Origin of the sequence: Arthrobacter sp. H14 (assembly GCF_000520495.1) — a bacterium.
GTDB lineage: Bacteria > Actinomycetota > Actinomycetes > Actinomycetales > Micrococcaceae > Arthrobacter_C.
Window position 1 is genome coordinate 1 of the sequence record NZ_AZRX01000370.1, and the last position, 24,912, is coordinate 24,912.

A 24,912-nucleotide genomic window follows, 5' to 3' on the forward strand; every position below is an offset into this window, starting at 1 on the left:
TTGGATGAACGAGGGGTGGAGCCCGAAGCTGATCTCACTGGTTTTGGCCCGTGACTTCGCCCATGATGAGAACATGCAGGTCAGCCACGAGACGATATACCAGTGCCTGTATGTCCAGGCACGAGGCGAGTTACGCAAGGACCTCTACCGATGCCTGAGCCTCAAACGGGCGCGGAGGGTGCCGGGGAAGAAGGACCGCACCGACGGGCGGGGCAAGGCCTTCCGGGACGCTCTTAAAATCAGTGAACGGCCGGCTGAAGTCGAGGACCGGGCGATCCCTGGCCATTGGGAAGGGGATCTGATTATCGGCACCGGTGGCCGTTCAGCGATCGGCACCCTGGTCGAACGCACCACCCGGTTCACCATCTTGCTGCATCTACCTGGCCGGCATACCGCCGAGGCCGTCTCCGAGGCGATGATCAAGGCGATGGGACACTTGCCCGAGGACTTGCGCCAAACGATCACCTGGGACCGCGGCACCGAGATGACAGCCTACGAAAAAGTCAGGCTTGAACTGGGATCACCGGTCTACTTCTGCGATCCGCACTCACCCTGGCAACGGGGCACGAACGAGAACACGAACCGGCTGCTGCGGCACTGGTTCGAGAAGTACTCCGATCTCAGCGGTTACACCGCCGCAGATCTCAAAAAGGTTCAGGACATCCTTAACCGCAGGCCCCGCCAAACCCTCGGGCTTCAGACGCCCGCCGACCAACTGAAAGAACTACTACAAACCGCAGCGTAAGCCGCAGCATTGCAAACACCACTTGACTTCACCAGCAGGATACGCACACATGTTGTCGAGTAGAAATGCAATCGTGCACATGCCATGAACACCGGACACCAACGGCAGTACGCTGGGTGTCATGCCAACTCCGGGAGCACGCGGCCGCCGTCGCATCCCCGCACGCATTGTTGTGCCGTCCCGGAATGACCCGCTGCTGCGCCGGTTTACCGAGCTGATCGGCGGCCCGCTGGGACGCCGCACCGCTCCCGGAATTGTCGATCCCGGGTTTTTCACGATCGAGCGGGTGCTGGTGCTGCTGACCACCCTGGCCGCCATCGTCGCCGTCCTGGTTAAGTCGCCGTGCCGGGCCGAGGGATGGACTACTCCAGAGCATTTCTACCGGGCGTGCTACTCCGACTGGCCGGTGCTGTTCCAGAGCAGGGGACTCGGCGACGGCGTTTTTCCGTACTTCAGCGCGGACGCCCTTTTCGAATATCCTGTGCTGCTGGGCCTGATCGCCGGAGTCACCGCGTGGCTGGTCCCGGGAGCCGTGGCCACGGCGGAAAGCGCGGTCGTTTACTTCGATATCAACGCCCTGTTCATCGCTGGTGCGTGGATCGTCACCGTGCTGGCGACGGCGCGGATGTCCGGCCGCCGCCCCTGGGATGCGGCGATGGTGGCGGTGGCTCCCGGAATTATCCTGGCCGGAACCATCAACTGGGACCTGTGGGCGGTGATGCTGGCAGCCTTGGCCATGCTCGCCTTCGCCCGCAACCAAGTGGCACTGGCCGGTGTGCTGATCGGCCTCGGCGCAGCCACCAAGCTCTACCCGTTGCTGATCTTCGGAGCGATCCTGGTGCTGGCCATCCGCACGGGCACATACCGGCCGTTCTTCGTCTCCCTGGGAACGGCCGTGGCGGCGTGGCTGGCGGTAAACCTGCCCATCGCACTGATGAATTTCGAGGGCTGGAGCTACTTTTTCACGTTCAGCAGCGGCCGGCCGGCGGGTTTCTCATCACCGTGGTTCGCCTACAACGTGATCGCCGAGCGTCTCGGGCTCCCCGCCCTGGAAGCCGACGTCATCAACATTTCCGCCCTCGCCGTCTTCGCCCTGGCCTGTGCCGGCATCGCGCTCCTGGCCCTGACGGCGCCGCGCCGGCCGCGGATGGCCCAGCTGGTGTTCCTGATCGTTGCCGCATTCATCCTGACCAATAAGGTCTACTCGCCGCAGTTCGTGCTGTGGCTCGTCCCGCTGGTGGCCCTCGCCCATCCGCGCTGGCGGGACTTCCTGCTCTGGCAGCTCGCCGAGGCGCTGCACTGGTGGGCGGTCTGGCTGTACCTGGCCAAGGACACCAGCGGAGGCGACAGCCGGAACAATCTGGACGAGCCGTACTACGTGATGGCCATCATCGTGCACATGGTCGCCGTCGGCTACCTCATGGCCCAGGTGATCCGCTCGATGTGGCGGCCGCAGGAGGACCCGGTGCGGCGGCGGGACGCGGATGACCCCCAGGGCGGGCCGTTCGACCGGGTGCCGGACCGGTTCAGTTGGCGGAACCTGTGGCGGTCTCCGGTACGCTTGGCAAAGTTGGAGACCACAGAAAGTAGTATGCATGGCCACCTCGACTCTGCTCACCGTCCAGAAGCTGACCGGAGCTGAATTCGAGCAACTCGTCGCGGAATACCCCGACATCGTTGTGCCGATTGAACAGTCGCCGCACTGGCTCAAGACGGAGGCGCCGGGCCCCGCGCGCAAGCCCTACGGACTTTTCGCTTATTACGACGACGACGGCGGGCTGGTTGCGACGGCGTCGCTGATGCTTTTCACCCGCAGAATCCGCCAATCGCTCGTGGTGATCAATGGACCGGCCTGGTTTGCCGCCAGGACGCCGGAGCTTGAGCAGCGGTTGGTCGAGACCATGAAGAATCACGCCGCCGAGGATCGCTCGATCGATCCGCTCTACCTGCGCCTGCAGGTAGCCAATCCTGAAATTGGTGTGAGCGAGGCGCTGGAAGCCGGCTGGTACGAACGGGAAATCGTCGTCGATCTGACGCCCACCGAGGATGAGCTCTTCGCAAGCTTCCGTGCGAACGCGCGCCAGTCCGTCCGCAAGGCGAACCGTGCCGGCGTCGAAATCCGCTTCATTGAACCGGCCGACCGGGAAGAAGTCTTCGCCCGCGACTTGTTTCCGATCCTGCAGGAGACGGCTGAACGGGATGATTTCGCCGCGTTTGAGAGCGCCTATTACGAGCGGTTGCTGCGGGAACTGCCGAAGATGACCCGGCTGGTGGTGGCTTATCACGACGGATCCGCGGTGAGCTGGCTGATCACCACGGAGTACCGAAACTATGCGGTGTATTGCTTTGCGGGAAGTTCGATGGCCGCCCGTGGAGTGTTTGCGCCCTATCTTCTGTTGTGGGAGACGTTCAAGGTGCTCAAGGAGGCTGGAAACCACAGCTGCGGGATGACGGGGATCGTCAGCGCGAGGTACCCCCAGCTGGCCAACGTCACCACCTTCAAGCGCAACTGGTCCAAGAACGAGGTGGATCTGCCTGGCACCTACGACATTCCGCTCCACCGCGCTAAGTATGCCGCTCTCAGCATGTATCTAAAGACCCGCCGCGAGGGAGTGCCAAAGACAATCAATACGTTGAAATCCCTCCGGACGGATGCCCTGCCCAAGCTGCAATCGGCGGGACAGTCTCTGCGAACGCGTATATTCCGTAAAAGGCATAGACAACAATGACCACGGACGTCGTCGTTGTCGGAGCCGGACCCAATGGACTCGCTGCTGCCGTGACGATGGCGCGTGCCGGTCTGTCGGTGCGTGTCTACGAAACGGGTCACAGGGCGGGCGGCGGAGCCCGGACCGAGGAACTGATCCAGAGCGGATACCTCCACGATGTCTGTTCGGCCGTCCACCCAATGGCCCTGGCGTCGCCTTTTTTCCGGAGGTTCGGGCTGACCGACCGGGTGGATTTTTCCGTTCCGGTAGTGTCGTTCGCGCATCCCTTGCCGAACGCCGGTGCGGGCATCGGGTATCTGGACCTGGGCCGCACCGTCGAAGGGCTCGGGGCTGATGGGCCCGCATACCGCCGGCTGATCGAACCGCTGGTGAACCGGATTCAGGGCGTCGTGGATCTGACCACGCATGGATTGCTCCGTATTCCGAAGGATATCCCTGGCACCATCGCCTATGGGCTGCGCGCCTTGGAACAGGGTGGCCCGCTCTGGAACATGAGGTTCCGCGGCGATACCGCGCCGGCCATGCTCTCGGGGATGGCCGCCCATGTCGTCGGACCACAACCCGCGCCCGCCTCAGCAGGGGCCGGTTTGATGCTCGCCGCCCTGGCCCACACTGGTGGCTGGCCGATTCCCACCGGCGGATCCCAAGCCATCATCGATGCCATGGTGGCGGACCTGCAGGCGCACGGCGGCGAACTCGTCACCGGCCACCGGGTCGGGTCGCTGGCTGAGCTCGAACCGTCCCGTGCCGTTCTGTTGGACGTCGTCGCCCCCGCGCTGGAGCAGCTGGCCCCTGGGAAGCTGCCGGCCGGCTATGCCGCCGCGCTGCGGAAGTTCAAGTTCGGCGATGCTGTCTCAAAGGTGGACTTCATCCTGTCCGGACCGGTCCCGTGGGCGAACCCGGATGTGTGGCAGGCCGGCACCGTCCACCTTGGCGGCACCCGGCAGCAGATCGCCGCTTCCGAGGCACAAGTGGCGGCCGGACGACACCCCGATGATCCTGTTGTCCTCGCCTCCCAGCCCACCGGCTTTGACCGCTCGCGCCTGCCGTCCGGCTCGCACCGGCACATCCTGTGGACCTACACACACGTCCCGTCGGGCTCCACCCGGGACATGACCCAGGCGATCACCGCTCAACTCGAGCGCTACGCACCCGGCTTCAGCGACGTCGTCGTTGATTCAAAGGCGACGACGGCGGCAGAGGTTGAGCAGCACAACGCGAACTACATCGGTGGGGATTTCAGCAGCGGACGGATGACCATGAAACAGTTGTTGGCCAGACCGGTGCTGTCGACAAATCCGTGGCGGACGCCGCTCGACGGCGTGTACCTGTGTTCGGCGTCAACGCCGCCGGGTCCCGCCGTGCACGGGATGTGCGGCTACCTTGCCGCCGGGCGCGCGCTGAAGGACGTCTTTGGTCTTCCCGTACCGGAGCTCGGAATCGATTCCTGAAGTGTGGGGCGCCTGGATCAGCGTCCGGGCTCGCCTTCGGGCCGGCCCACCTGGCCTGGCGGTTGGTGTTTATCGCCGGGGATCCTGGCCTTGTCGTACTTGGGGCTGCCCTGCACGGCTTCCGCCTTTTCCTGGACCTCCGGAGGTGCCTCCCTGGGCAGCTCGCCAAAGTAATCGGCGTTGGCCCACTCCCAGTCCTCGGACCAGTTGCGGGGAGGCTCTGTGAGTAGTTCCCCGGGCTCGATCCAGTTGTAGATCTTGGCGTAGGAACGTGTTTTCAGGTGATCAACCCGCCTTCGGAGCATCCGCGGTGAGAGCTGGTCCGGCGAGGTGCAGCCCATCGATGCCATGATCTGCACGCCCTCGTCGACCGTGAGCTTCTGGTAGTTGAAGACCCGGTCGCCCTTGTCTTCGACATTCAGGGCACGGATCAGCCGTGGATCCTGGGTGGCTACGCCGACTGGGCACTCATTAGTGTGGCATTTCTGCGCCTGGATACACCCGGTTGCGATCATCATGGAGCGCGCACTGAGGGTGAAGTCGGCACCCTCGATCAGCCGCTTTACGATGTCCGAACCGGAGGCGACCTTGCCTGCCGCGCCGATACGGATCCGGTCGCGCAGGCCCACACCCACGAGCGCGTTGTGCATGAGCATCAGGCCCTCGGTCAGGGGCGTGCCAACATTGTCCTGGTACTCCAGCGGAGCGGCGCCGGTGCCGCCTTCGGAGCCGTCGACGACGATGAAGTCCGGCGTGATTTTCTCCTCCAGCATCGCCTTGCACATGGCGAGGACGTCCACCCGGGACCCTACGCACAGCTTGAAGCCGACAGGTTTGCCATTGGAGAGTTCCCGCAGCTGCTTCACGAAGCGCATCAGTTCCCGCGGCGTTTTGAAGGCGCTGTGACTGGCAGGGGAGATGCAGTCCTCACCCATCGGGACTCCGCGTGCCTCGGAGATCTCCGGGGTAACCTTGCCGGCGGGAAGCACGCCGCCGAGGCCGGGTTTGGCACCTTGGGACAGCTTGATGCTGATGCCTTTAACCTCGGAAAAATTGGCCTTCTCGGTGAAGGTTTCGGGGCTGAAGTGGCCGGATTCATCGCGCGTTCCGAAATAGCCGGAGCCGATTTCCCAGATCAGATCCGCCCCATACTCGAGGTGGTACTTGGTCAGTCCACCTTCACCGGTTTCGTGCGCAAAGCCGCCCAGCGCTGCACCCTTGTTCATGGCCAGCACGGCGTTTTTCGATAACGAGCCAAAACTCATCGACGAGACGTTCATCAGCGACATGTCGTACGGTTGCGTGCACTCCGGGCCGCCCAGACGGATGCGGGGCAGCTCCTTCGGGGGCGCGACCGGCGCCGTGGAATGGATTAGGTATTCGTAGCCCATCTGATTCACATCGCGCTCAGTGCCGAACGCCTTGTGGCTGTTCTGGCCCTTCGACCTGGCGTAGATCAAAGAACGTACATCACGGTTAAAGGGCTTGCCTTCAAGGTTCCGTTCAATGAAGTACTGCTGGATTTCGGGACGGATGGATTCCAGCAGGTACCGCATATGGCCGAGAACGGGGTAGTTGCGGAGGACGGAATGTTTGGTCTGGAACACATCCCAAATCCCGAGCACCAGAAGAGCCACTACGACGGCGGCCAGCACGTACCAGCCTGCGGAACCGAAAGAGGCGGCCACAATCGTGGCGAATCCAAGGACCCCGAGAACTACAAGAATGAGGAAGCGCGCCATACTGCGACTATAGTGCCGCTGCTTTATTTATGAACACATCCACTCCTTATGCTTATCACGCACGCCTATGTCGGATTAGAGCATGTCCCGCTGATCCCACCCAATAGGGAAGAATTAAAGGTCACGCTCCTCGATTTTATGGACGCCCAACTTCCACCGTACTCAGCTTCAACAGTTACGTCGTAGGTGATGCTGCTGAGGCCCAGTAAGCCGCCGAGAAGTCCGGGTTCTGCAGTCACTACTGTCGAATTCCCTGTTCCGGATCTGCCGTTGTTACCACCCGTTACGGTATATGTGTAGCTTCTGGCTCCGTCCGGTCCCCAGGTAAATGTCGCCTCGTCTCCATTCACCACGCAATCTATGGCCAGATTCGTGTCGCCGGTCGTTACGTTGATGGCGGTCTTAGCCGTTTGATTCCACAGGGCGTAGGCATAAGTTCCGCCGGCGCCCATCACGACTGTCAGACAGAATGCGACTACAGCAACAGTGAAACCAGGCATGGCCCGAAGACGGTTGAACAATGACGGTTTATTGGAACTGGATTGATTAGTCATCGTCCGCCTGCTTTCGTCTGCGAACGATTCCCACAAGCATCAGGCCCAAAATGAGGGTCACCGTGCCGGCTGCTACCAGGACTGCAATTCCACGCACTCCAGTATCCGCAAGGAAGTCATGTGCCCCTGGATCCTGCTTATCCAGTGTTGTTCCAGCTTGGCTTGGTGCTTCAACGGGGGAAGCGGAATCAGGCCGACTCGACGGGTCCAATCCCGGAGTGACAGTGCTGTCGCGGAAATTGCATATGTCGCCGACTGGTAACGGGTCTCCATCGTTCAGCTCCGGGTCCGCTTCCAGCAGGAATTTGACGTCTAATTCAGCGGTTTTCTCCATGGCGGAATTCGGCGCCTGCACGTCCATGTCGAGGACAAAGTCAAGACGCATGGCTTCGCCGGACGCGATGTCCCAGCCCTTGAGGATTTCGACGCAACCATTAGGGATCTGCAACGCAACCCGTCCCGTCGATCGATGCGCCGCATTAACTTGAAGCCCGAGGTACTGGGAGAACTTCGATTCAGAGTCGGCTTCCATCGCCGCTATGGAAAGGTTTGCGGGCTCCGAAGTGTTGTTCCGTACCCACATCGTTGCGGTAGCTGAGCTTCCAGGTACGAAGATCGGTGAGGATTTGAAAATTGGCCGCTCAAGTGTGGTTCCCCAGTGCGATCCGTCGTCGCTTAGGAGGACGTGACTATCTTGAATAGCGGCTCCCGCCGAGGGTGCCAACAGGAAAATGAGGAACCCGGCTAGACCCGTAACCCCAAGGAGGGCCTTGGATTTCCGGGTTCTGCGTCCCGGTTTCACGTCCCGATCCTGCGTCGGCCGCGGTGCCGTTCTTTTGGCTTCCGCCCCACCAACATCCCCCTGCCGGTGGTGAAGAGACCGTAGCCAATCAATCCGGCCGCAGCGATTTCCGCTACGCCATTTCGATGCTGCCCCACTGCATTCGCCACAAATCCGGCGTAGGGCACGGCGTAGAACAGCTTGCCGCGGACCTGCACCTCCCTCACAGGCTCCCGGTCCTGCTGCGAATTATTATCCCCCTTGGTAATCAATGTCCGTTCGCCCTCCTGTGTCACGCCCATGGAAACAACGCGGTGGGTAATCACGTCCGGTTTTCCGGACTTGATCTGATAAGTAAGGACGTCGCCCGTCCGGAGCGAATCGAAGGATTGTGGCTTAACCACCAAGAGAGTTCCCGGCGGATAACCCGGTTCCATGGAACTCGTCAGTACGGTGTACGTGGTTGAACCAGTTACGCGGGGCACCACGATCAGGACAAGCGCTGCAAGAATCATGAGCAAAAGGAACAGGAAAGCCACTGGTTTGCCGGCTGGCCCCAGCAAACCCGTTCTATTCGAAACTGTGGACCGATGCGCCGGCGTGACCTCGCGGCGGTGCGATGGCGGCGTGTCGATTCGGCGATGCGCTGGCATGGTAATCCTAAGAAAGCTGTGTGACTGTAATTGGAAGAGTAAGGGTGACCGACTTACTCTGAAGGTCCTCGGGCGCGGTTTCCCGCAGAGTGACCTCAATGCACAGAACTGTCGATCCCTGCTGCGGAATCGTCACGACTTTGGTCGCGGATGTGCCGTCGTAACTGATCGTTGAGCAAACGTCCGAGCTGCTCGCCGTCGTGACCCTGGTCCCGAAATGATCGGACCAGCCATCATTTGAGGTGGCTGCGGAAGTTGCTGCTTCAACCTCGAACCTCCCTGAGCTGGCGTTGGTGTCATTGCTGATAATCACGCTGGTATGGACGGAATCGCCGGGATAAAGCTCGCTGAGCTGCGTCGTACTGGCGGTCAGGTAGAAGGGCGTAACGAGCGCGTCGGTCATGTCCGCCTGTCCGCCGGATGAGTTCGACAACATTATTTTGAAGTCGGCGGCCTGTACGACACCGGGGCGTACGGTGACCACTTCGTTCCAGAGCGCGTACGTTCCCTGGACAGCGAGCAGGCCCAGCAGGATGGCAGCGGACACCAAGGCAGTTGCCGCCAATGTCTTCTTGCTGTGCATGCGGATCCCTCTACTAAGGGTTGCGTGCGGTGCCCGCCAAAAGGTCGGACACCGCACATTCATGTGTTCAAGGCATGTGAACGCTGACTTAGGCTGTGACCTGTGTCAGGACGAAGTTGACGTTGTTGAAGTTGTAGGTGTCGCCCGAACCTGCATTGCCCACGGTTGTTCCATTGACCACTGCGTCGCTGAAGCTGAATGTTGCAGATGCAGTGATGTCCTGTTGTGAGGTTGTCAACGTGCTACCGGCGATGGTGGCAGTTGCGGTCGAAAGCGTTACTGGTGAGACCGTGACCGAGCCCGCATCGAAGTTGTCGGTGACGGCATCAGCGTTCATGGTCACTTTGGCAGCGATATTGTCGCCGCTGAGAACGACATCGATGGTCTGTGTAAACGTGAGCACGTCCCCGGGGACAACCTTGTAGGCTCCGATGTCGGCCACTGGTTGATCGGTGATTCCTGCTGCGGTATTTGTGACGGTCCAGTTCCCTGCAGCTCCTGTCAGATCGAGTTGGCCGGCGGTTACTGTTCCGACGGCCTCGCTTTGCGCGTCATTCCACAGAGCGAGCGTTCCCCCGCCGCCGAGGAGAAGCAGAATTCCTGCTCCGGTTGCGACTGCGCCTTTAGTTACTTTGTTCATGATGTGCGTCCCCTGGTGTGAGTGCCGGCACCGCCCTCTTTGCGGGGACCGGAATTTGTTGCTTGCAGGTACTACTCTCGCCCGCCAACCCGCAGTATAAACACGGAAGTTTTGTAGCTTTTGCGAAGTATTTTCTGCAATGTGCAGAACTCACGCAGGATTACTGCGAGAAGGAGCGCAGTGGGCGGCTTTGCGAATTGACTGAGGGATCCAGCGCTTCCATCACATCGACCAAACTCATGGGTAACTTACGTAACACGCCGTGGCCTTGTAGCCTAAGAAGCTAACGATGGATCTTGGTGGGGATACTTATGAAATATGGATCCATAGGCCAGCTACTCGCAGCATAAGGGAAAAATATGAGCGGTCAGGGGACGGCTGTAGTCATTGAAGACGATGAAGATGTCCTGCACCTCGTCGAGATGCTGCTGAAGCAGTCCGGGTTCGAGGTGCACTCGGGACTTACGGGGTCCGAGGGCGTCGAACTTGTACGTATAGAGAGTCCCGCCGTCGTGACGTTGGATGTTGGTCTTCCCGACATCGACGGCTATGAGGTTCTTCGCCGTATCCGCGAGTTCAGCGACTGCTACGTCATAATGCTGACTGCTCGGGCTGATGAGCCCGACATGCTTATGGCGCTGCAGTCCGGCGCGGATGACTACCTGACAAAACCGTTCCGGCCGCGTGAACTCCGGGCCAGAATTGGCGCGATGCTTCGCCGCCCGCGTGCCAGGGAAGGCAAACCGGCCGACGTAATCAGCCCAAGCCTTGAGCCTTATCCAGTGGCTTCAGATTCGCAGGTATCTACACTCAGCCATAACGGACTGGTTCTCCATGAGGACACCCGGACTGCAAAACTTTTCGATGCGGAGATACGCCTCACCAGAAGTGAATATGATCTGTTGGTCGAGTTGATGCGTGGCGGCGGTTCAGTACGCACCAAGGCAGATCTGGTCAGAGCGGTGCGGGGGGAACAATACAGCAACGGCGGCTATGTGAGTGAGGTAGATGAGCGGGCCGTCGAGGTCCACGTTGGAAACTTGAGGCGCAAACTCGACGAGAATCCAAGGGACCCGCGCTGGCTGCTCACCGTCAGGGGCGTGGGATACCGCATGGCTCCACCACGCAGTCTGTAGGCTTTAGCTTCTCTAGGTGCTTGGAATGACGTAGCAGGACAGGAATTCTTCAATTGTCTGCTCTCCACACGTTCTTATACCCGGCAACAATGCTGCCGCGCCTATGTCGCCATTGCGGATAAGGCGTTCGAGCCCGGCCGCCAAATGGGCAAGGCGGGCAGCCCCGGCCATGCTGGAGGAAGCTTTGACGCTCAGGATCGCATCCATGCGTGCCTCCATGTCGCCAACCTCGACGGCCTGTTCGAGCCGTGTGAACCTGTGGTTCCAGATCTGAATGAAGTCGCGGACAAAGGACTGCGCAACCGTCGCATCTCCCGCCTGCTGCTCAAGTTCGCGAAGTACCCCCAGGTCAACCAAGGGCAGCTGTTTGCGAAGCGGCATGGTATCCATGGTCGGCCCTCCTGAATGCCCGCTGTGGAGGCCGTAGCCATACGGTTCGCCCCCGGGTGAGGCGGTGCAGGAGAACGACATGTCCATAGGGTACTTTCCGGACATTGGAAAACCCTGCGGAATCGGCGACGTGCGTAAAGATTGCGGATTTCTTCAGCCGAAACAGCGTCGGCTGCTAACCACGACTCAATAGCTGTGACGACGGCGGGGTTTCCGCCGCCAGGCAACGCCGGATCATCCGGAACTGAGACATGCGCCGTGTCAGCCCACTTTCCAGGTGCGAATTGTGGGACAGGACGGTCTGGACCCACTATTCAACACCCAATAATGGGCAGAACAGTCAGCCGAAGCCCACTCACGCTGCCCGCCAGAACGGCACGCGGCACGGCGGGTGGCAGACTATACGCGTGGGCCATATCGACGTCGCAAACATTGACTACTTCCTGCCGGACGGACGGCAACTGCTCAACGCTGTCTCGTTCCGGGTCGGCGACGGCGCCAAAACCGCGCTGATCGGCCCGAACGGCACCGGCAAAACCACCCTGCTGAGCATCATCGCCGGTGACCTCAAGGCCGACGAGGGCGCCATCACCCGGTCCGGCCACCTCGGCGTGATGCGCCAGTTCATCGGGCAGGTCCGGGATGAATCCACCGTCCGCGACCTCCTGGTCTCGGTTGCCCCTGACGCCGTGGCCGGTGCTGCCAAGGCGGTGGATGCCGCCGAGCTCGCCATGATGGAGACCGACGACGAACCGACCCAGATGCGCTACGCCCAGGCGCTCGCCGATTGGGGCGATGCCGGCGGGTATGACATGGAGACGACCTGGGACGAAGTGACCATGGCGGCGCTGGGCATACCGTTCGATCGCGCCCAATGGCGGAAGGTCACCACCATGAGCGGTGGCGAGCAGAAACGGTTGGTGCTCGAGGCGCTTTTCGCTGGGCCGGACGAGACCCTGCTGCTGGACGAGCCCGATAACTACCTGGACGTCCCCGGCAAACGCTGGCTCGAGGGAAAACTTCACACCTCGGACAAGTCCGTGCTCTTCGTCAGCCACGACCGCGAACTCCTCGCCAATGCGGCAACCCGGATCGTCACCTTGGAGCCGGGTGCGCTCGGTGCCTCCTCCTGGGTCCACGGCGCCGGCTTCCGCACCTATTACCAGGCCCGCGATGACCGCAATTCCCGCTTCGAGGAGCTCCGCCGACGCTGGGACGAAGAGCACGTCAAGCTCAAACAACTTGTCGACATGTACAAGAACAAGGCAGCGTTCCGCTCCGACATGGCTTCGCGCTACCAAGCCGCCAAGACGAGGCTGGCGAAGTTCGAAGCCGCCGGGCCGCCCGAGGCCATTCCGATGACGCAGAACGTGAAGATGCGGCTCAAGGGTGGCCGCACCGGCAAGCGCGCCATCGTCGCGACCAAGCTCGAGCTCACCGGATTGATGAAGCCATTCAGCATGGAGATCTGGTTCGGCGACCGGGTCGGCGTGCTCGGCTCCAACGGTTCGGGCAAGTCGCACTTCCTCCGTCTGCTTGCTGCCGGCGGCTCCGACCCGGACCTTGAGCATGAGCCCGTGTCCGACGTCGTTATTGAGCCGGTGCCGCACGAGGGCAAGGTGAAACTCGGCGCCCGCATCCGTCCCGGATTCTTCGCCCAGACGCATGTCCGGCCCGATCTGCTCGGCCGGACGCTGTTGGATGTGCTGCACCGCGGCGATGAACACCGTTCCGGGCTCGCCCGTGAACCGGCGGCCGGTGCGCTCGACCGCTACGGGTTGGCCGCGCAGTCGGAGCAGGAATACGATTCACTCTCCGGTGGCCAGCAGGCACGGTTCCAGATTCTGCTCCTGGAACTATCCGGGGCGACCCTGCTGTTGCTCGACGAGCCGACCGACAACCTCGACCTGCATTCGGCAGAGGCACTGGAGAAGGCGATCGATTCATTCGAGGGGACTGTTCTGGCCGTCACCCACGACCGGTGGTTTGCCAACGGGTTCGACCGCTTCCTGGTCTTCGGCGCGGACGGCCGGGTGTATGAATCTGACGAACCGGTCTGGGACGAGAAGCGAGTGGAACGCACCCGATGAGTAACGCTCCTTCCCGTGGAGGTTCGTTGAAGGCCGCAACGATCGCCACCGTACTGGTCTTCGGCCTGAACGGTTTCGTCTTCTCCACCTGGGTGGCCCGCATCCCGTCCGTTGCCAGCACCCTGGACCTGGATAACTCGCAAATGGGTGGGCTGCTCCTGCTGGTGGCGATCGGTTCCATGCTGGCGTTGCCGCTGGCCGGTTTCGTCGTCGGCAAGGTTGGTACGGCCAATGCGGTCCGGACCGGAGGGCTGATTTGCGCCGTCGGAGCCGCAATAATTGCGACGGCGCTGCTCATCGTCTCCGTGCCGCTGACCGGTGCCGGATTGTTCTTGTTCGGAACCGGCGTCGCACTGTGGGATGTCTCGATGAATATCGAGGGCGCCGACGTCGAACGCAGGCGCCGGCAAACAATCATGCCGCAGTTCCATGCCGCCTTCAGCGGTGGAGCGTTTGTTGGAGCCCTGCTCGGTGCCGGTCTGGCGTTCATAGGCGTTGGCTTGCCGTTCCACCTGCTGGTGGTCGCCGCCTGCAGTGCAGTGATTGCGCTGCTGTTGCCGAAATACTTCCTGCCGGCAGCGCCCGCAACGCCGAAGGAACATCAGCCGGAGGCCAAGAGCCAGATGTTCGCCTGGAAGGAACCGCGGACCCTGATGCTGGGGCTCGTCGTCCTCGGCGCGGCCCTGACCGAAGGCGCCGCGAACGACTGGATCGCCAAGGCGACGGTGGACGGATTGGACGCCTCACCGGCAACAGGATCCATCATGTTCGCCGTCTTTGTCGGAGCGATGACCGCATTCAGGTTCTTCGGCGGCCGGTTCATCGACCGGTATGGCCGCGTTCCCGTGCTGCGGATCAGCCTGGCATCGGCACTGGCCGGGCTGCTGATCTTCGTGTTCGGTCCCAACGTCTGGATCGCTGGATTCGGCGCGGTCCTCTGGGGTGCCGGTGCCGCCCTCGGTTTCCCGATGGGCATGTCCGCCGCTGCTGACGAACCGGAACGGGCGGCCGCCCGCGTCGCCGTCGTGTCCACCGTCGGCTACACGGCGTTCCTTGCCGGGCCGCCCCTGCTCGGCTTCCTGGGCGACCAGATCGGAATCCGCAATGCCCTGCTGGCCGTAGGGGTGGCGGTTTTGGCCTCGTTGCTGACCGTCAATGCCGCCCGGGAGCGTGAACACAGCCACCATGCTTCCGTCGTCGAACAACGAAACGGGTAGGCAACCAATTCCCTATTTCCGCGTCGTTCCGAGCTGATATTTGCGCCGGACGGAAGACGTGTACCAGTGGCATCATGGGCTCATGAGCGAAAATCCAGATTCCACACTGCGTTCCGTCGAGCTGTCCCGTGTAGCCACCGGGCATTACCGGGCCCGCAACGCCGCCGGAGCTGAGCTGGAGTTTGGGCAACGCGAGGGCCTGATGAGTCCTGTCGAGCTTCTCCTCGCGGCAATCGCGGGCTGTTCGTCCATCGATGTGGACACGGCGACGTCGCGCAGCTCGGAACCGACTGATTTTCGTGTCGATGCAACTGCGCAGAAGGTCGTCGAGGACGGCGCGAACCGATTGGACGGCATCAACCTATCGTTCAACCTGACGTTCCCCGACGACGACGGCGGACGCAAGGCTGCCAGCATGGTTGAGCGGCTGGTTGCGCTCTCGCACGACAAATACTGCACCGTCTCCCGGACCGTGGAACGGGGCACAGCGGTGAGCTACGACGTCCGGGGCTAACACCAGCCGTTGGTATTTAGCTGCATTCATAGCTACTTATTCTTTCTGCTGCTGACCGGACCTGGACATTGCGTTGCGGGTCACCGGCGATCGCGGTGACATGGTCAAGGCCATGGGGAGCGATATCGGTCATGACTACAGCCTTCCAATGGAATTAGTTGCTGGGGAGCACAAAGGCCGAGTCGACCGTGATGGTGACCTTGTCGCCCACGAGTACTCCGCCTGCTTCGAGGGCAGCGTTCCAAGTCATGCCGAATTCTTTGCGGGAGATCTGGGTGGAGGCAGAGAACCCGGCGCGGGTAGCGCCGAACGGGTCAACGGCCACGCCGCCAAACTCAACGTCGAAGGTGACCGGCTTAGTGGCTTCCTTGATGGTCAGATCGCCACTGACGCGGAAGTTTTCCGGAGTGCCTTGGACCTGGGTTGCCTTGAAGGTCATGTGGGGGAACTGCTCGACGTCGAAGAAATCCGCACCCTTCACGTGTGCATCGCGGTTGTTGTCGTTCGAGTCGAAGGATGCGGTCTTCACCGTAGCCTCCACCGAAGATGAGTCCACCGACTCGCCGACCACCAGGGTGGCGTCTGCCTCAGTGAACTGGCCGCGAACCTTGCTGATGCCGGCATGGCGGACAGAGAATCCTACTTCGGTATGTGCCTGGTCGAGGGTCCAAGTGCCGGGGGTGAGTTCAATCGTGGTCATTAGATACTCCGAATTCAATCAATGGGACCGGCAGGTGGTCCCTGCGCGGCTTGATGTATATGCAGATGCATCTACCTGCGAATCTATTCCCTCCCGGGCCAGCTTCATCCACGCTCCTACCCCGACGGCCATGACGAACGCCTCCTGCTGTGGCGATGATTTTTCGGGTGCCGGCTCGTCTATGTTTCGACAGCATCCGCCCACGGATCATCCAAAGCGAGGAAATCACCATGGACAGCAGTAAGCGCGGCAGTTTCTACAGATCTATAGCACCTCATCGTGAGCGGTGGAATAATATGCAAGTCTGTTGCGCTTCTTCTACACGCCCGGTGCCGGCGGCGGACCACTTCTTCAATTCAATGCGGACCATAACTGGCCTGAATTCCGCGGGTTTAGTGCCCGCACGACCCTAGGATCAAAGTATGAATATCATCGAGGCAATCGGCCTCAAGAAGATCTATTCGCCCAAAGGCACCGCGAAGGTCCATGCTCTTGACGGGTTGAACCTCACTGTTCCCAAGGGGACGGTCCAGGGTTTGCTGGGTCCGAACGGGGCTGGAAAGACGACCGCCGTGAAGGTGCTGACGACACTCATCCAGCCTACCGAAGGCAGCGCAACGGTGGCCGGGATCGATGTCATCCGGGATCCGAAATCAGTCCGCCGGGTCATCGGCGTCTCCGGACAATACGCGGCTGTGGACGAGAACCTGACCGGCTTCGAAAACCTGGAAATGGTTGGCCGGCTCTACCACCTCGGCAAGGCAGAGTCGCGCCGCCGGGCCACGGAACTGATTGAGATGTTCGAGTTGACCGCGGCCCAGAACCGCCCGGTGAAGGGTTTCTCTGGAGGCATGCGCCGCCGGATCGACCTTGCCGGCGCGCTGGTAACGCGTCCAGAGGTGCTGTTCCTGGACGAACCCACCACCGGACTGGATCCGCGCAGCCGGCTTGGCATGTGGGATGTGATCAAGAACCTGGTCTCCGATGGAACCACGGTACTGCTCACCACTCAGTACCTCGAGGAAGCGGACCAGCTGGCCGACGACATCGCCGTCATCGATGGCGGAAAGGTGATCGCCGAAGGCACCGCGGATCAGCTCAAGGCCAGGATCGGCGGCCACCGTATCGAGGTCACACTGATAGAGGCTTCCGACGCCGGTGCTGCCCGTGAAGTGCTTGGCCGGCACGGCGAGGGTGAACCGCGTATTGACGACGACGGCCGCACCTTGGAAGTGCCGGTGATCGATGGTCCGCGCGCACTGCAGTACGTACTGGCGGAACTGCGCGAGGGCAGCATTGAGTTGCACGACGCCGGGATCCGCCGCCCAACGCTGGACGACGTGTTCCTGAAGCTGACCGGTCATGTGGCCGAAGAAGACCAGAAGGCCGGCACGGAAGAGATGGAGACTGCGAAATGAGCGCGGTAACTGAGCAACGTGTCAGGACCGGGGACGGGGCTGTCACCTCACCAATGGCGCAATGGTTCTCCGACGGTTGGATCGCCACCCGGCGGAACCTGATCAAGATCAGGCGCGTCCCCGACATCCTGGTCTTCACCATCCTGCAGCCGATCATGTTCGTGCTGCTGTTCAGCCAGGTCTACGCCGGTGCCATGGCCATTGACGACTACACCTCGTTCCTGATGGCTGGCATCTTCGCCCAAACGGTTATCTTCGGATCGACCTTCTCCGGCTCCGCCATGGCACAGGACCTTAAGGACGGCATCATCGACCGGTTCCGGACGCTGCCCATGAGCACCTCGGCGGTGCTGATCGGCCGGACCAACGGGGACCTGATGATCAACGGGATTTCGATGCTGATCATGATGGCCACCGGTTACATCGTCGGCTGGCGCGTCACCACGAGTATCTGGGGATTTTTCGGCGGCGTCGCACTGCTGCTGCTGTTCTCCTACGCGTTCTCATGGGTGATGGCCCTGCTGGGGATGAGCGTGCGGAGCCCGGAGGTCATTAACAATGCTTCGTTCATGATTCTCTTCCCGCTGACGTTCATTTCCAACGCGTTCGTCCCGATTCACACCCTGCCGGATGTGTTGCGGAATATCGCCGAGTGGAACCCCGTCTCCGCACTGGTCCAATCCGCCCGGAATTTGTTCGGCAACACGAATCCGACCTTCCCGCCGCCGGAATCCTGGACGTTGGAGCACCCCTACATCACCGTGCTGGCCGGGATCATCCTGATGCTGCTGATCTTCGTCCCACTCTGCGTTAAGAAGTTCGGTTCGGTCAGTAGCCGCTAGTCCTGCTTGCGGGCGCGGCTGGGCTGTACGCGGGGAGGTTCGCCGGGCATCTTGGGATAGTCCGGCGGAAAGGGCATCTCCCCAAGCCCGTTGGCGCAGTCCCGGTCCCACCAGCCAAGCAGTGTGTCGATGGTGCCCGGTTTGGCATGCATATCGGCCCATGGGTCGCCGACGGTTTTCAGCCGATCGGGCACGGTGGCGATGGTGAAGTCCTTCGGGCTGACGCGCTCAAGTTCGTCCCATTCGATCGGGCAGGAGACTGATGCGTGCGGGAGGGCCCGTGGACTGTAGGCTCCGGCAATCGTCCGGTCCCGGTTCGCCTGGTTGAAATCGAGGAAAATACGCTCTCCGCGTTCTTCCTTCCACCAGGCGGTCGTCACCTTGTCCGGCATGCGGCGTTCGACCTCCCGGGCGGCGGCGATCACGGCATGGCGCACATCCAGGAATTCGTGTGTCGGCTTGATGGGTGCATATACGTGCAATCCCCGGTTTCCGGATGTTTTGATGAACCCCGTTAGGCCTGCCTCCTCGAGCACCGACCGCAGCTCCTGCGCGGCGGGGATCGCGTCGTCGAAATCCGTGCCCGGCTGCGGATCGAGGTCAATCCTGAGCTGGTCTGGATTATCCGAGTCCTCGGCCCGCGACGGCCACGGGTGGAAGACAATGGTGTTCATCTGTACGGCCCAGACGGCGGCCGCCGGTTCATCGATCACCAGCTGCGGGTGCGACCGCGCGCTGGGGTAGCTGACCATCACTGACCGCACATAGTCGGGAGCGCCCTTCGGTGGATTCTTCGAGAAGAACTGCTCGCCCTCGATGCCGCCCGGAAACCGCTGCAGGGCCAAGGGGCGGTCGCCGTTGGCAGTGACAAAAGCCTGCCCGACGTCGGCCATATAGTTGGCGAGATCGAGTTTCGTGATTCCCGGCTCCGGCCAAAGAACCCTGCCCGGGCTGGAAATCCGCACCTGACGTTCGCCGTTCGGTCCTGGGACGGGAAAGACAACTGCTTCGCTGGCCATAGGAACAACCTACTTCAGGTGTCAGGACGGCGGGGCGAAAAAATCGAGAAATGATGCGATGGTGCCGATAATTGCCATCCCTGCACCTACCGCCGCGAGAACAACGGTGTGGCCGTGGGGCTTTTTCAGGGACCAGTTTGACGGCTTGCGCGGCTGGTAGAAGACGGTAAGTTCCGTTCCTGGAACGCTGCTGTGGAGTTCGTCTTCATTAACGTAGACTTCACGGATCTCATTACGCTGATTGTGCCAGCGCAAACCGGTATGGGCGCCGGCGGTGTAGACGACGGCACTCGTTTTGACCCACGATCCTTTCGACCAGTGGATAATTGCAGCGGAAATCAGGATGGCCAGCCCCAAATAGATGAGCGCTGATGTGACCAACTCCGCGATGACTGCAGGGTCAGCGTCCATGGTTTGACGGCGGCGCTGCTCGGCGGGTGTGAGGCATAAGGGAAAATTTACCGTAGAGACGTCTCTGGAACACACTGAGCGGCATCTACACTCCGGTTCTTCCCTGAGCCAACCCTGATTGACGCTTCCGGCGGGTACACCTTTAGGAGGATGCCAAGCGGTTCCCAAGATCATCCCCAGGAGCGAAGCGTCCGCGTCCTTGTTTCCGTAGCGTTAGTGCTGTAATCGCAAGCCATGTCAGAGCCAAAGGAAAAGATCAGATGATCGAGGCACGCAACCTGGCCAAACGCTATGGTGCCAAGACCGCCGTCGACGGGGTGTCTTTTACAGTCCAGCCTGGCAAGGTGACCGGATTTCTCGGACCAAACGGTGCCGGCAAATCGACGACGATGCGGATGATTGTCGGCCTGGACCGGCCAACGACCGGTGACGTCACGGTCAACGGGAAGCACTATTCCGGTCACAAGGCGCCGCTGCACGAGGTCGGCGCCCTGCTGGACGCTAAAGCCGTCCACACCAAACGCAGCGCCTACAACCACCTCCGCGCCATGGCTGCCACCCATGGCATTCCGGACAGCCGGGTCAGGGAAGTTATCGAGATGACCGGCCTGGCCGCCGTAGCCAGGAAACGCGTTGGCGGCTTTTCCTTGGGCATGGGGCAGCGGCTCGGCATCGCCGTCGCACTGCTTGGCGACCCGCAGACCCTGATCTTCGACGAGCCCGTCAACGGTCTCGATCCCGAAGGCGTGCAGTGGGTCCGCCATCTGGCCAAGGGGCTGGCGGCGGAGGGACGGACGGTATTCCTCTCCTCGCACCTGATGTCGGAAATGGCGCAGACCGCCGACCACCTGATCATTATCGGCCGCGGACGGATCATCGCCGACGCACCGATGCAGGATGTCATTGCCGGCCAAGGACAGTCCCGGACCAGGGTGCGCACTGACCAGCCGCAGGTTTTGACCAGCGCACTGGCCGGGGACGGTGTCAGCAGCCGCCTGCTCGAGCCCGAACTGTTGGAAATCACTGGCGTGGACGTGAAACGGATCGCGTACACGGCGCTGCAGAACCAGGTGCTCCTCTACGAACTGACGCCCCTGCAGGCGTCCCTCGAAGAGGCATACATGCAGTTGACCCAGGACGAAGTCGAGTACCACTCTGTTTCTCTGGCCGAAGAGCCGGCCATGGCCGGGGAAGGAAAGTAACCATGAGCACTGCAACCACGAGTGCCCCGGCGCACGTCGCGCCACAGGGTAAAGGCGTGAACTTTGCCCGTATGGTCAAATCGGAATGGATTAAGGTCCGTACCCTCCGATCCACAACGGTCCTGTTGATCCTCACCGTCGTCGCTATGGTCGGTTTTGGTGCCCTTAACGCCTGGGGCACCACCATTTCAGCCGAGTTCAGTTCAGATGTTCCTCCCGAGGCGCAGGCGCAGATGGCCGAGACCGGTGGAATTCAAGGTATGGCTTATTCGATTCCGCCCTCCGGGGTCGCGTTCGGCCAGTTGCTGTTTGGGTCCCTTGCCGTGGTGCTGATCGCCTCGGAATATGCCACCGGCATGATCCGGTCCACTCTGGTAGCGGCTCCGCAGCGGATCAAGGCCCTCCTGGCCAAGGTCCTGGTTATCACCGTGGTTGCTTTTGTCGTCGGTGTCCTCTCCGCGCTCATCACCTACTTTGTGGCCCAACCGATTCTGGCCGGCGAGGAACTGGACTATGCGCTCAGCGTCGATGGATTGATTCCGAGCATCATCAACACCGGAACCTTCCTGGCACTGGTGGCCATTATGGGAATGTCCATCGGGGCACTGCTCCGTAACTCAGCTGGTGGCATCGTCACCATCGTCGCGCTGCTGATGGTGCTGCCGATCGTGTTTCAGCTGATCCCGAATGATTTCTTCCAGGAAACCATGCAGTACCTCCCGTCCAGTGCCGGAACCCAGCTCGTTTCCGTCCAGACCGCGGACGATGCGCTGACCCAGCTCCAGGGCGGTTTAGTAATGGCGGCCTGGGCGCTTGTACTTCTCATCGCGGCGTGCCTCACCATCAGGCGCCGGGACGTATAAGTTCCACCCAAGGAATATAAGCTCATCCCATGAGTGAAAAGGTTTCGGTGGGGGAAGCGGCGGCGCGAACGGACGCCGCTTCCCTTGCCGAATTTGCTGCCCGGCGCCGCGGCCCGGTCCGGCGCTTTTTCGTTGAACATCCATGGGCCATGGATATCGCGGTGGTCCTCGCCTTCCTGGCCCTGAGCCTGCCCGGTGCCATTTACACAACGGTTGAGGGCGACGATAGCCGGGGACTCGGCATCGTTATCCTGGCGGCCGCTGTTTTGCTCTTCCGCCGCCATTGGCCCTTGGCCGTTCTGGGTATCCTTGCCTTGCTCGAACCGGCGACTTCCCTCGTCGGCACCGGCAACACCAGTCTGGCCGCCGGCCTCTGGTTTGGTCTTTATGCCGTCGCGGTGGTGTGGCCCTGGCGGTTTTCCTTCATCGCGATGTTCGCCGCCAGCCTTCCCGCCATCGTGGCGCTGTGGTTCGTTCCGATGGACGTGGCTGACCCGGGGCCGTTCCTGATCTGGATCAATGTGGCCATCCTCCTGCTGACCAACATCATTGCCACCGGAATCGGCGTGACGGTCAGGCGGGACCGCTATCACTCCAAGGAACTGCTGGCCCGGGCGCTGGAGAATGCGGAGCTGGCATCCGTCACCGAGCGGACACGCATTGCCCGGGAGATGCACGACGTCGTCGCCCACTCATTGTCTGTGATGATCGCACTGTCCGATGGTGCCGGCGTCGTTATTAAGCGCGACCAGGCCCGGGCTGTCGAGGTGCTGGAGGAACTGTCCAAAACCGGCCGGACAGCCTTGGCTGATATGCGCCGCGTGCTCGGGGTGCTGCGCGAGAACGGGCCGGGAGACGCGCCACTGTTGCCGTTGCCCGCCGAGAAGTCGCTGACCTCGCTGCTCGACGGTTTCCGGATCGCGGGACTGCCGATCCGGCACATAAGTTCCGGGCCCTCACTGCCCGAAGACGCCGCGTTCCAGCTGACCGTCTACCGGATCGTGCAGGAGTCGCTGACCAATGTCCTGCGCTACGGCAAAAATCTGACGATGGTCGAGGTGGCGGTAAGCCGGGCGGATGAAGTGGTGCGGATCAAGGTGTTCGACGACGGCCGGGGCACCATGGACGGCGGCCCGGCGCAATCGGTCGGCGCCGGTCTGGGGATTGTCGGGATGGCCGAGCGGGCAAGCATCTATTCTGGAACCGTGCACGCCGGACCGGGAGCCAACGGCGGCTGGCTGGTCGAAGCCGAACTGGTGTGGGCGGAAAACGGGAGAACAAATGACTGAACAGGCTGGCGGGACGCCGGAGCGAACGAAGATTCTGCTGGTGGATGACCAGCCGCTGCTGCGGATGGGATTCCGGCTGATTCTCGAAGGCGAACCGGATCTGGAGATCGTGGGGGAGGCGTCCGACGGCGGCGAGGCAGTTGCCGCCGTCGCTGACCTGGCCCCGGACATCGTCTTGATGGACATCCGGATGCCGGTCCTGGACGGGATCGAAGCCACCCGCCGGATCACCGGTTCCGGTTCCTGCACCCGGATTATCATCCTGACCACCTTCGACCTGGATGAGTACGCCTTTTCCGGCTTGCAGGCAGGGGCCAGTGCCTTCCTGCTGAAGGATGTCGCGCCGGCCGAACTCGTACAGGCGGTCCGCCTCGTCGCCAGCGGAGATGCCGTCGTCGCACCCCGGATCACACAGCGGCTGCTGGAGACCTACGTGCGCTCGCGGCCTGTGGAGGAAAGGCCGCCGGCCCAGCGGGATCCGTTGCTGGACGACCTCACGCCCCGCGAGATCGAGGTCCTCGGTGCCATTGCCGAGGGCCTGTCCAACGCCGAGATCGCGCACAGATTCTTCCTCGCCGAGGCGACAGTGAAGACCCACGTCCGGCGGATCCTGACCAAGCTGCATCTGCGGGACCGGGTCCAGGCCGTTGTGTACGCGTATGAGACGGGGCTCGTCACTCCCAGCGCCGGGCTGGACTACTGATGACGACGACGTCACGCCGGCCCGCGGGTATCTGGTCCCGGATCTTCGCAGCACTCTACGACCCCGTGACGGCCGCTGCCGAGCGGAGGGTGTTGGGGTGGCACCGTAAATCGCTCCTGGCCGGGGCAGCCGGTGTGGTGGTGGAGATCGGCGCGGGAACCGGGGCGAATCTGCCGCACTACGATCCTGTACGGATCGGGCGGCTCATTCTGATCGAGCCGGATCCCTTCATGCGGCAGCGGCTCAAAGGGAAAATCGACGGCACCGCTCCGCAATTGCGCGGGCGTACCGAAATTGTCGATGGCACGGCCGAGGATATCGATCTTCCAGACGCCAGTGCCGACGTCGTTGCCTCCACTCTGGTGCTGTGCAGCGTTGCGGATCCCGCGGCCGCCGTCGCCGAAGCCATCCGGGTGCTGAAGCCGGGCGGTCACTTGCTCTTCCTGGAGCACGTCTGCTCGGAGCAGGCCTCCGTGCGCCGGTGGCAGGACCGCCTGACGCCCATCCAGCGGCGCGTTGCCAGCGGCTGCCATTTGAACAGGGACACGCTGGCCGCGCTACGGAACGCCGGTATGGAGCTGGACGATTGGCGGCGCTGGGAGTTGCCGGGAGCCGCCGGTCGGCTGCTGCCGATCGTCGAAGGCACCGCCCGCAAAGCGGATTAATCATCCGGAGCGCGTCAAGTAACCCGGCGCTGCCGCCGTCGTCGCCGCAAGCCCGCGTCATTTCCTGCCGCTGAGCGCTGCCATACCAGCAACCCAGGCGCCGGCACTGGCAACGACCTGAATGGCGAACAACAGAGCAGGAACTTCTCCAAGATATACGGCCAGGAGCACCGGAACCAACGAGACCGCGGCAGCATCCGCTCCACTGACGAAACCTGACATCTGGGTACGTGGAATCGGGCCGAAGGGAGTGTCGACGGGCGGATGGGACCAATCGGGGGCTGGACGGTAGGCGGCCCTTAGCCTTGATCCACCGATCGGGTTTGGGGTGACGTCGGCGTTTTAAACGGGAGATGCCCGTCTTTTGAGGGAAAATATGACTTACCACAGACAAATTTTCCACCTCAAGAGAGGGCGTCCCGTAGATGCAACTTTTCCATAGTCCCGGCTCGATGTCAGTTTCCTTCGATGACGAGAACCTTGTGTCGACCGCGGGGCTGGTTCCGGCGATGGGCCTGGCTCAGGACGCCGGCCTGCAGGATCTGGCCGCCGAGTGGCTGTCCGTGCCGACAGAC

General features: G+C 61.8%; 26 protein-coding genes and 1 pseudogene. 16 read left to right on the forward strand and 11 right to left on the reverse strand.

Annotated elements, in window-relative coordinates; all coding sequences use genetic code 11:
• From Y707_RS0100005 to Y707_RS0100020, 4 genes are all read left to right on the forward strand, one after another.
• Positions 1-745 (forward strand): IS30 family transposase (locus Y707_RS0100005; protein ID WP_026533595.1); only part of this gene is annotated, 745 nt, incomplete at its 5' end.
• A 121-nt stretch (positions 746-866) separates the two neighbouring features.
• The gene (locus Y707_RS22115) at positions 867-2,387 is read left to right on the forward strand and encodes a glycosyltransferase family 87 protein (protein ID WP_081744506.1); all 1,521 of its coding nucleotides are present in this window, start codon (positions 867-869) and stop codon (positions 2,385-2,387) included.
• Positions 2,341-3,474 (forward strand): lipid II:glycine glycyltransferase FemX, encoded by a 1,134-nt coding sequence (locus Y707_RS0100015; RefSeq protein WP_026533596.1) that lies wholly within the window; start codon positions 2,341-2,343, stop codon positions 3,472-3,474. The genes Y707_RS22115 and Y707_RS0100015 overlap by 47 nt, the downstream gene beginning before the upstream one ends.
• Positions 3,471-4,925 carry a phytoene desaturase family protein gene (locus Y707_RS0100020; protein ID WP_026533597.1) on the forward strand — a complete coding sequence of 485 codons (1,455 nt, stop codon included), beginning with the start codon at positions 3,471-3,473 and terminating at the stop codon, positions 4,923-4,925. The genes Y707_RS0100015 and Y707_RS0100020 overlap by 4 nt, the downstream gene beginning before the upstream one ends.
• A gap of 17 nt (positions 4,926-4,942) precedes the next feature.
• On the opposite strand, the gene Y707_RS22120 is transcribed toward Y707_RS0100020, so the two are convergent.
• From Y707_RS22120 to Y707_RS28620, 6 genes are all read right to left on the reverse strand, one after another.
• A complete protein-coding gene (locus tag Y707_RS22120) occupies positions 4,943-6,667 on the reverse strand; it encodes an FMN-binding glutamate synthase family protein (RefSeq protein ID WP_081744508.1) in 1,725 nt (574 codons plus the stop codon).
• A 65-nt stretch (positions 6,668-6,732) separates the two neighbouring features.
• Positions 6,733-7,221: a hypothetical protein gene (locus Y707_RS31995; RefSeq protein ID WP_216699168.1), complete on the reverse strand. Its 489-nt coding sequence runs from the start codon at positions 7,219-7,221 to the stop codon at positions 6,733-6,735.
• Entirely contained in the window at positions 7,214-8,023 is an 810-nt protein-coding gene (locus tag Y707_RS0100030) for a hypothetical protein (RefSeq protein ID WP_162150143.1), read from the reverse strand. The genes Y707_RS31995 and Y707_RS0100030 overlap by 8 nt, the downstream gene beginning before the upstream one ends.
• Positions 8,020-8,565 (reverse strand): signal peptidase I, encoded by a 546-nt coding sequence (locus Y707_RS22125; protein WP_051441470.1) that lies wholly within the window; start codon positions 8,563-8,565, stop codon positions 8,020-8,022. The genes Y707_RS0100030 and Y707_RS22125 overlap by 4 nt, the downstream gene beginning before the upstream one ends.
• Positions 8,566-8,662: 97 nt before the next feature.
• Positions 8,663-9,238 (reverse strand): SipW-dependent-type signal peptide-containing protein, encoded by a 576-nt coding sequence (locus tag Y707_RS0100040; protein ID WP_026533599.1) that lies wholly within the window; start codon positions 9,236-9,238, stop codon positions 8,663-8,665.
• Positions 9,239-9,326: 88 nt separating this feature from the next.
• On the reverse strand, positions 9,327-9,878 hold the full coding sequence (locus tag Y707_RS28620; protein WP_051441471.1) for an alternate-type signal peptide domain-containing protein: 552 nt from the start codon (positions 9,876-9,878) through the stop codon (positions 9,327-9,329).
• A 359-nt stretch (positions 9,879-10,237) separates the two neighbouring features.
• On the opposite strand from Y707_RS28620, the gene Y707_RS0100050 reads away from it, so the two are divergent.
• Complete coding sequence (locus tag Y707_RS0100050) at positions 10,238-11,014, forward strand: response regulator transcription factor (RefSeq protein WP_026533600.1); 777 nt, start codon at positions 10,238-10,240, stop codon at positions 11,012-11,014.
• A 12-nt stretch (positions 11,015-11,026) separates the two neighbouring features.
• Here Y707_RS0100050 and Y707_RS22135 read toward each other — a convergent pair whose 3' ends face one another.
• Positions 11,027-11,404, reverse strand: coding sequence for an Hpt domain-containing protein (locus tag Y707_RS22135; RefSeq protein WP_155852607.1), 378 nt, complete (start codon positions 11,402-11,404; stop codon positions 11,027-11,029).
• A 407-nt stretch (positions 11,405-11,811) separates the two neighbouring features.
• Here Y707_RS22135 and Y707_RS0100060 point away from each other — a divergent pair, with 407 nt between their 5' ends.
• The 3 genes from Y707_RS0100060 (at position 11,812) to Y707_RS0100070 (ending at position 15,225) form a co-directional block, all read left to right on the forward strand.
• Entirely contained in the window at positions 11,812-13,494 is a 1,683-nt protein-coding gene (locus tag Y707_RS0100060) for an ABC-F family ATP-binding cassette domain-containing protein (protein ID WP_026533601.1), read from the forward strand.
• Complete coding sequence (locus Y707_RS22140; protein ID WP_051441473.1) at positions 13,491-14,711, forward strand: MFS transporter; 1,221 nt, start codon at positions 13,491-13,493, stop codon at positions 14,709-14,711. The genes Y707_RS0100060 and Y707_RS22140 overlap by 4 nt, the downstream gene beginning before the upstream one ends.
• Before the next feature lie 82 nt (positions 14,712-14,793).
• Complete coding sequence (locus tag Y707_RS0100070) at positions 14,794-15,225, forward strand: OsmC family protein (protein ID WP_026533602.1); 432 nt, start codon at positions 14,794-14,796, stop codon at positions 15,223-15,225.
• A gap of 154 nt (positions 15,226-15,379) precedes the next feature.
• Here Y707_RS0100070 and Y707_RS0100075 read toward each other — a convergent pair whose 3' ends face one another.
• Complete coding sequence (locus Y707_RS0100075) at positions 15,380-15,925, reverse strand: YceI family protein (protein WP_026533603.1); 546 nt, start codon at positions 15,923-15,925, stop codon at positions 15,380-15,382.
• A gap of 422 nt (positions 15,926-16,347) precedes the next feature.
• Here Y707_RS0100075 and Y707_RS0100080 point away from each other — a divergent pair, with 422 nt between their 5' ends.
• Together Y707_RS0100080 and Y707_RS0100085 are read left to right on the forward strand one after the other, a co-directional pair.
• Complete coding sequence (locus tag Y707_RS0100080) at positions 16,348-17,343, forward strand: daunorubicin resistance protein DrrA family ABC transporter ATP-binding protein (RefSeq protein WP_026533604.1); 996 nt, start codon at positions 16,348-16,350, stop codon at positions 17,341-17,343.
• The gene (locus tag Y707_RS0100085; protein ID WP_026533605.1) at positions 17,340-18,185 is read left to right on the forward strand and encodes an ABC transporter permease; all 846 of its coding nucleotides are present in this window, start codon (positions 17,340-17,342) and stop codon (positions 18,183-18,185) included. The genes Y707_RS0100080 and Y707_RS0100085 overlap by 4 nt, the downstream gene beginning before the upstream one ends.
• On the opposite strand, the gene ligD is transcribed toward Y707_RS0100085, so the two are convergent.
• Both ligD and Y707_RS0100095 read right to left on the reverse strand, forming a co-directional pair.
• Complete coding sequence (ligD, locus tag Y707_RS0100090; protein ID WP_026533606.1) at positions 18,182-19,204, reverse strand: non-homologous end-joining DNA ligase; 1,023 nt, start codon at positions 19,202-19,204, stop codon at positions 18,182-18,184. The genes Y707_RS0100085 and ligD overlap by 4 nt on opposite strands.
• A gap of 21 nt (positions 19,205-19,225) precedes the next feature.
• Entirely contained in the window at positions 19,226-19,615 is a 390-nt protein-coding gene (locus tag Y707_RS0100095) for a hypothetical protein (protein WP_026533607.1), read from the reverse strand.
• Positions 19,616-19,875: 260 nt separating this feature from the next.
• Between Y707_RS0100095 and Y707_RS0100100 the strand changes: the two genes are divergently transcribed.
• From Y707_RS0100100 to Y707_RS0100120, 5 genes are read left to right on the forward strand one after another with little or no spacing between them, the layout of a single operon-like run.
• The gene (locus tag Y707_RS0100100) at positions 19,876-20,817 is read left to right on the forward strand and encodes an ATP-binding cassette domain-containing protein (protein WP_026533608.1); all 942 of its coding nucleotides are present in this window, start codon (positions 19,876-19,878) and stop codon (positions 20,815-20,817) included.
• 2 nt (positions 20,818-20,819) lie between these two features.
• A complete protein-coding gene (locus Y707_RS0100105; protein WP_026533609.1) occupies positions 20,820-21,680 on the forward strand; it encodes an ABC transporter permease in 861 nt (286 codons plus the stop codon).
• A gap of 29 nt (positions 21,681-21,709) precedes the next feature.
• Complete coding sequence (locus tag Y707_RS0100110; protein ID WP_026533610.1) at positions 21,710-22,969, forward strand: sensor histidine kinase; 1,260 nt, start codon at positions 21,710-21,712, stop codon at positions 22,967-22,969.
• Entirely contained in the window at positions 22,962-23,672 is a 711-nt protein-coding gene (locus Y707_RS0100115; protein ID WP_051441474.1) for a response regulator, read from the forward strand. The genes Y707_RS0100110 and Y707_RS0100115 overlap by 8 nt, the downstream gene beginning before the upstream one ends.
• Positions 23,672-24,337: a class I SAM-dependent methyltransferase gene (locus Y707_RS0100120; protein ID WP_051441475.1), complete on the forward strand. Its 666-nt coding sequence runs from the start codon at positions 23,672-23,674 to the stop codon at positions 24,335-24,337. Before Y707_RS0100115 ends, Y707_RS0100120 begins: the two co-directional genes overlap by 1 nt.
• 57 nt (positions 24,338-24,394) lie before the next feature.
• On the opposite strand, the gene Y707_RS30355 is transcribed toward Y707_RS0100120, so the two are convergent.
• A complete protein-coding gene (locus Y707_RS30355; protein ID WP_155852608.1) occupies positions 24,395-24,559 on the reverse strand; it encodes a hypothetical protein in 165 nt (54 codons plus the stop codon).
• Positions 24,560-24,762: 203 nt separating this feature from the next.
• On the opposite strand from Y707_RS30355, the pseudogene Y707_RS32390 reads away from it, so the two are divergent.
• Positions 24,763-24,912 (forward strand): annotated as a pseudogene (locus Y707_RS32390) (IS1380 family transposase); the annotation flags it as partial.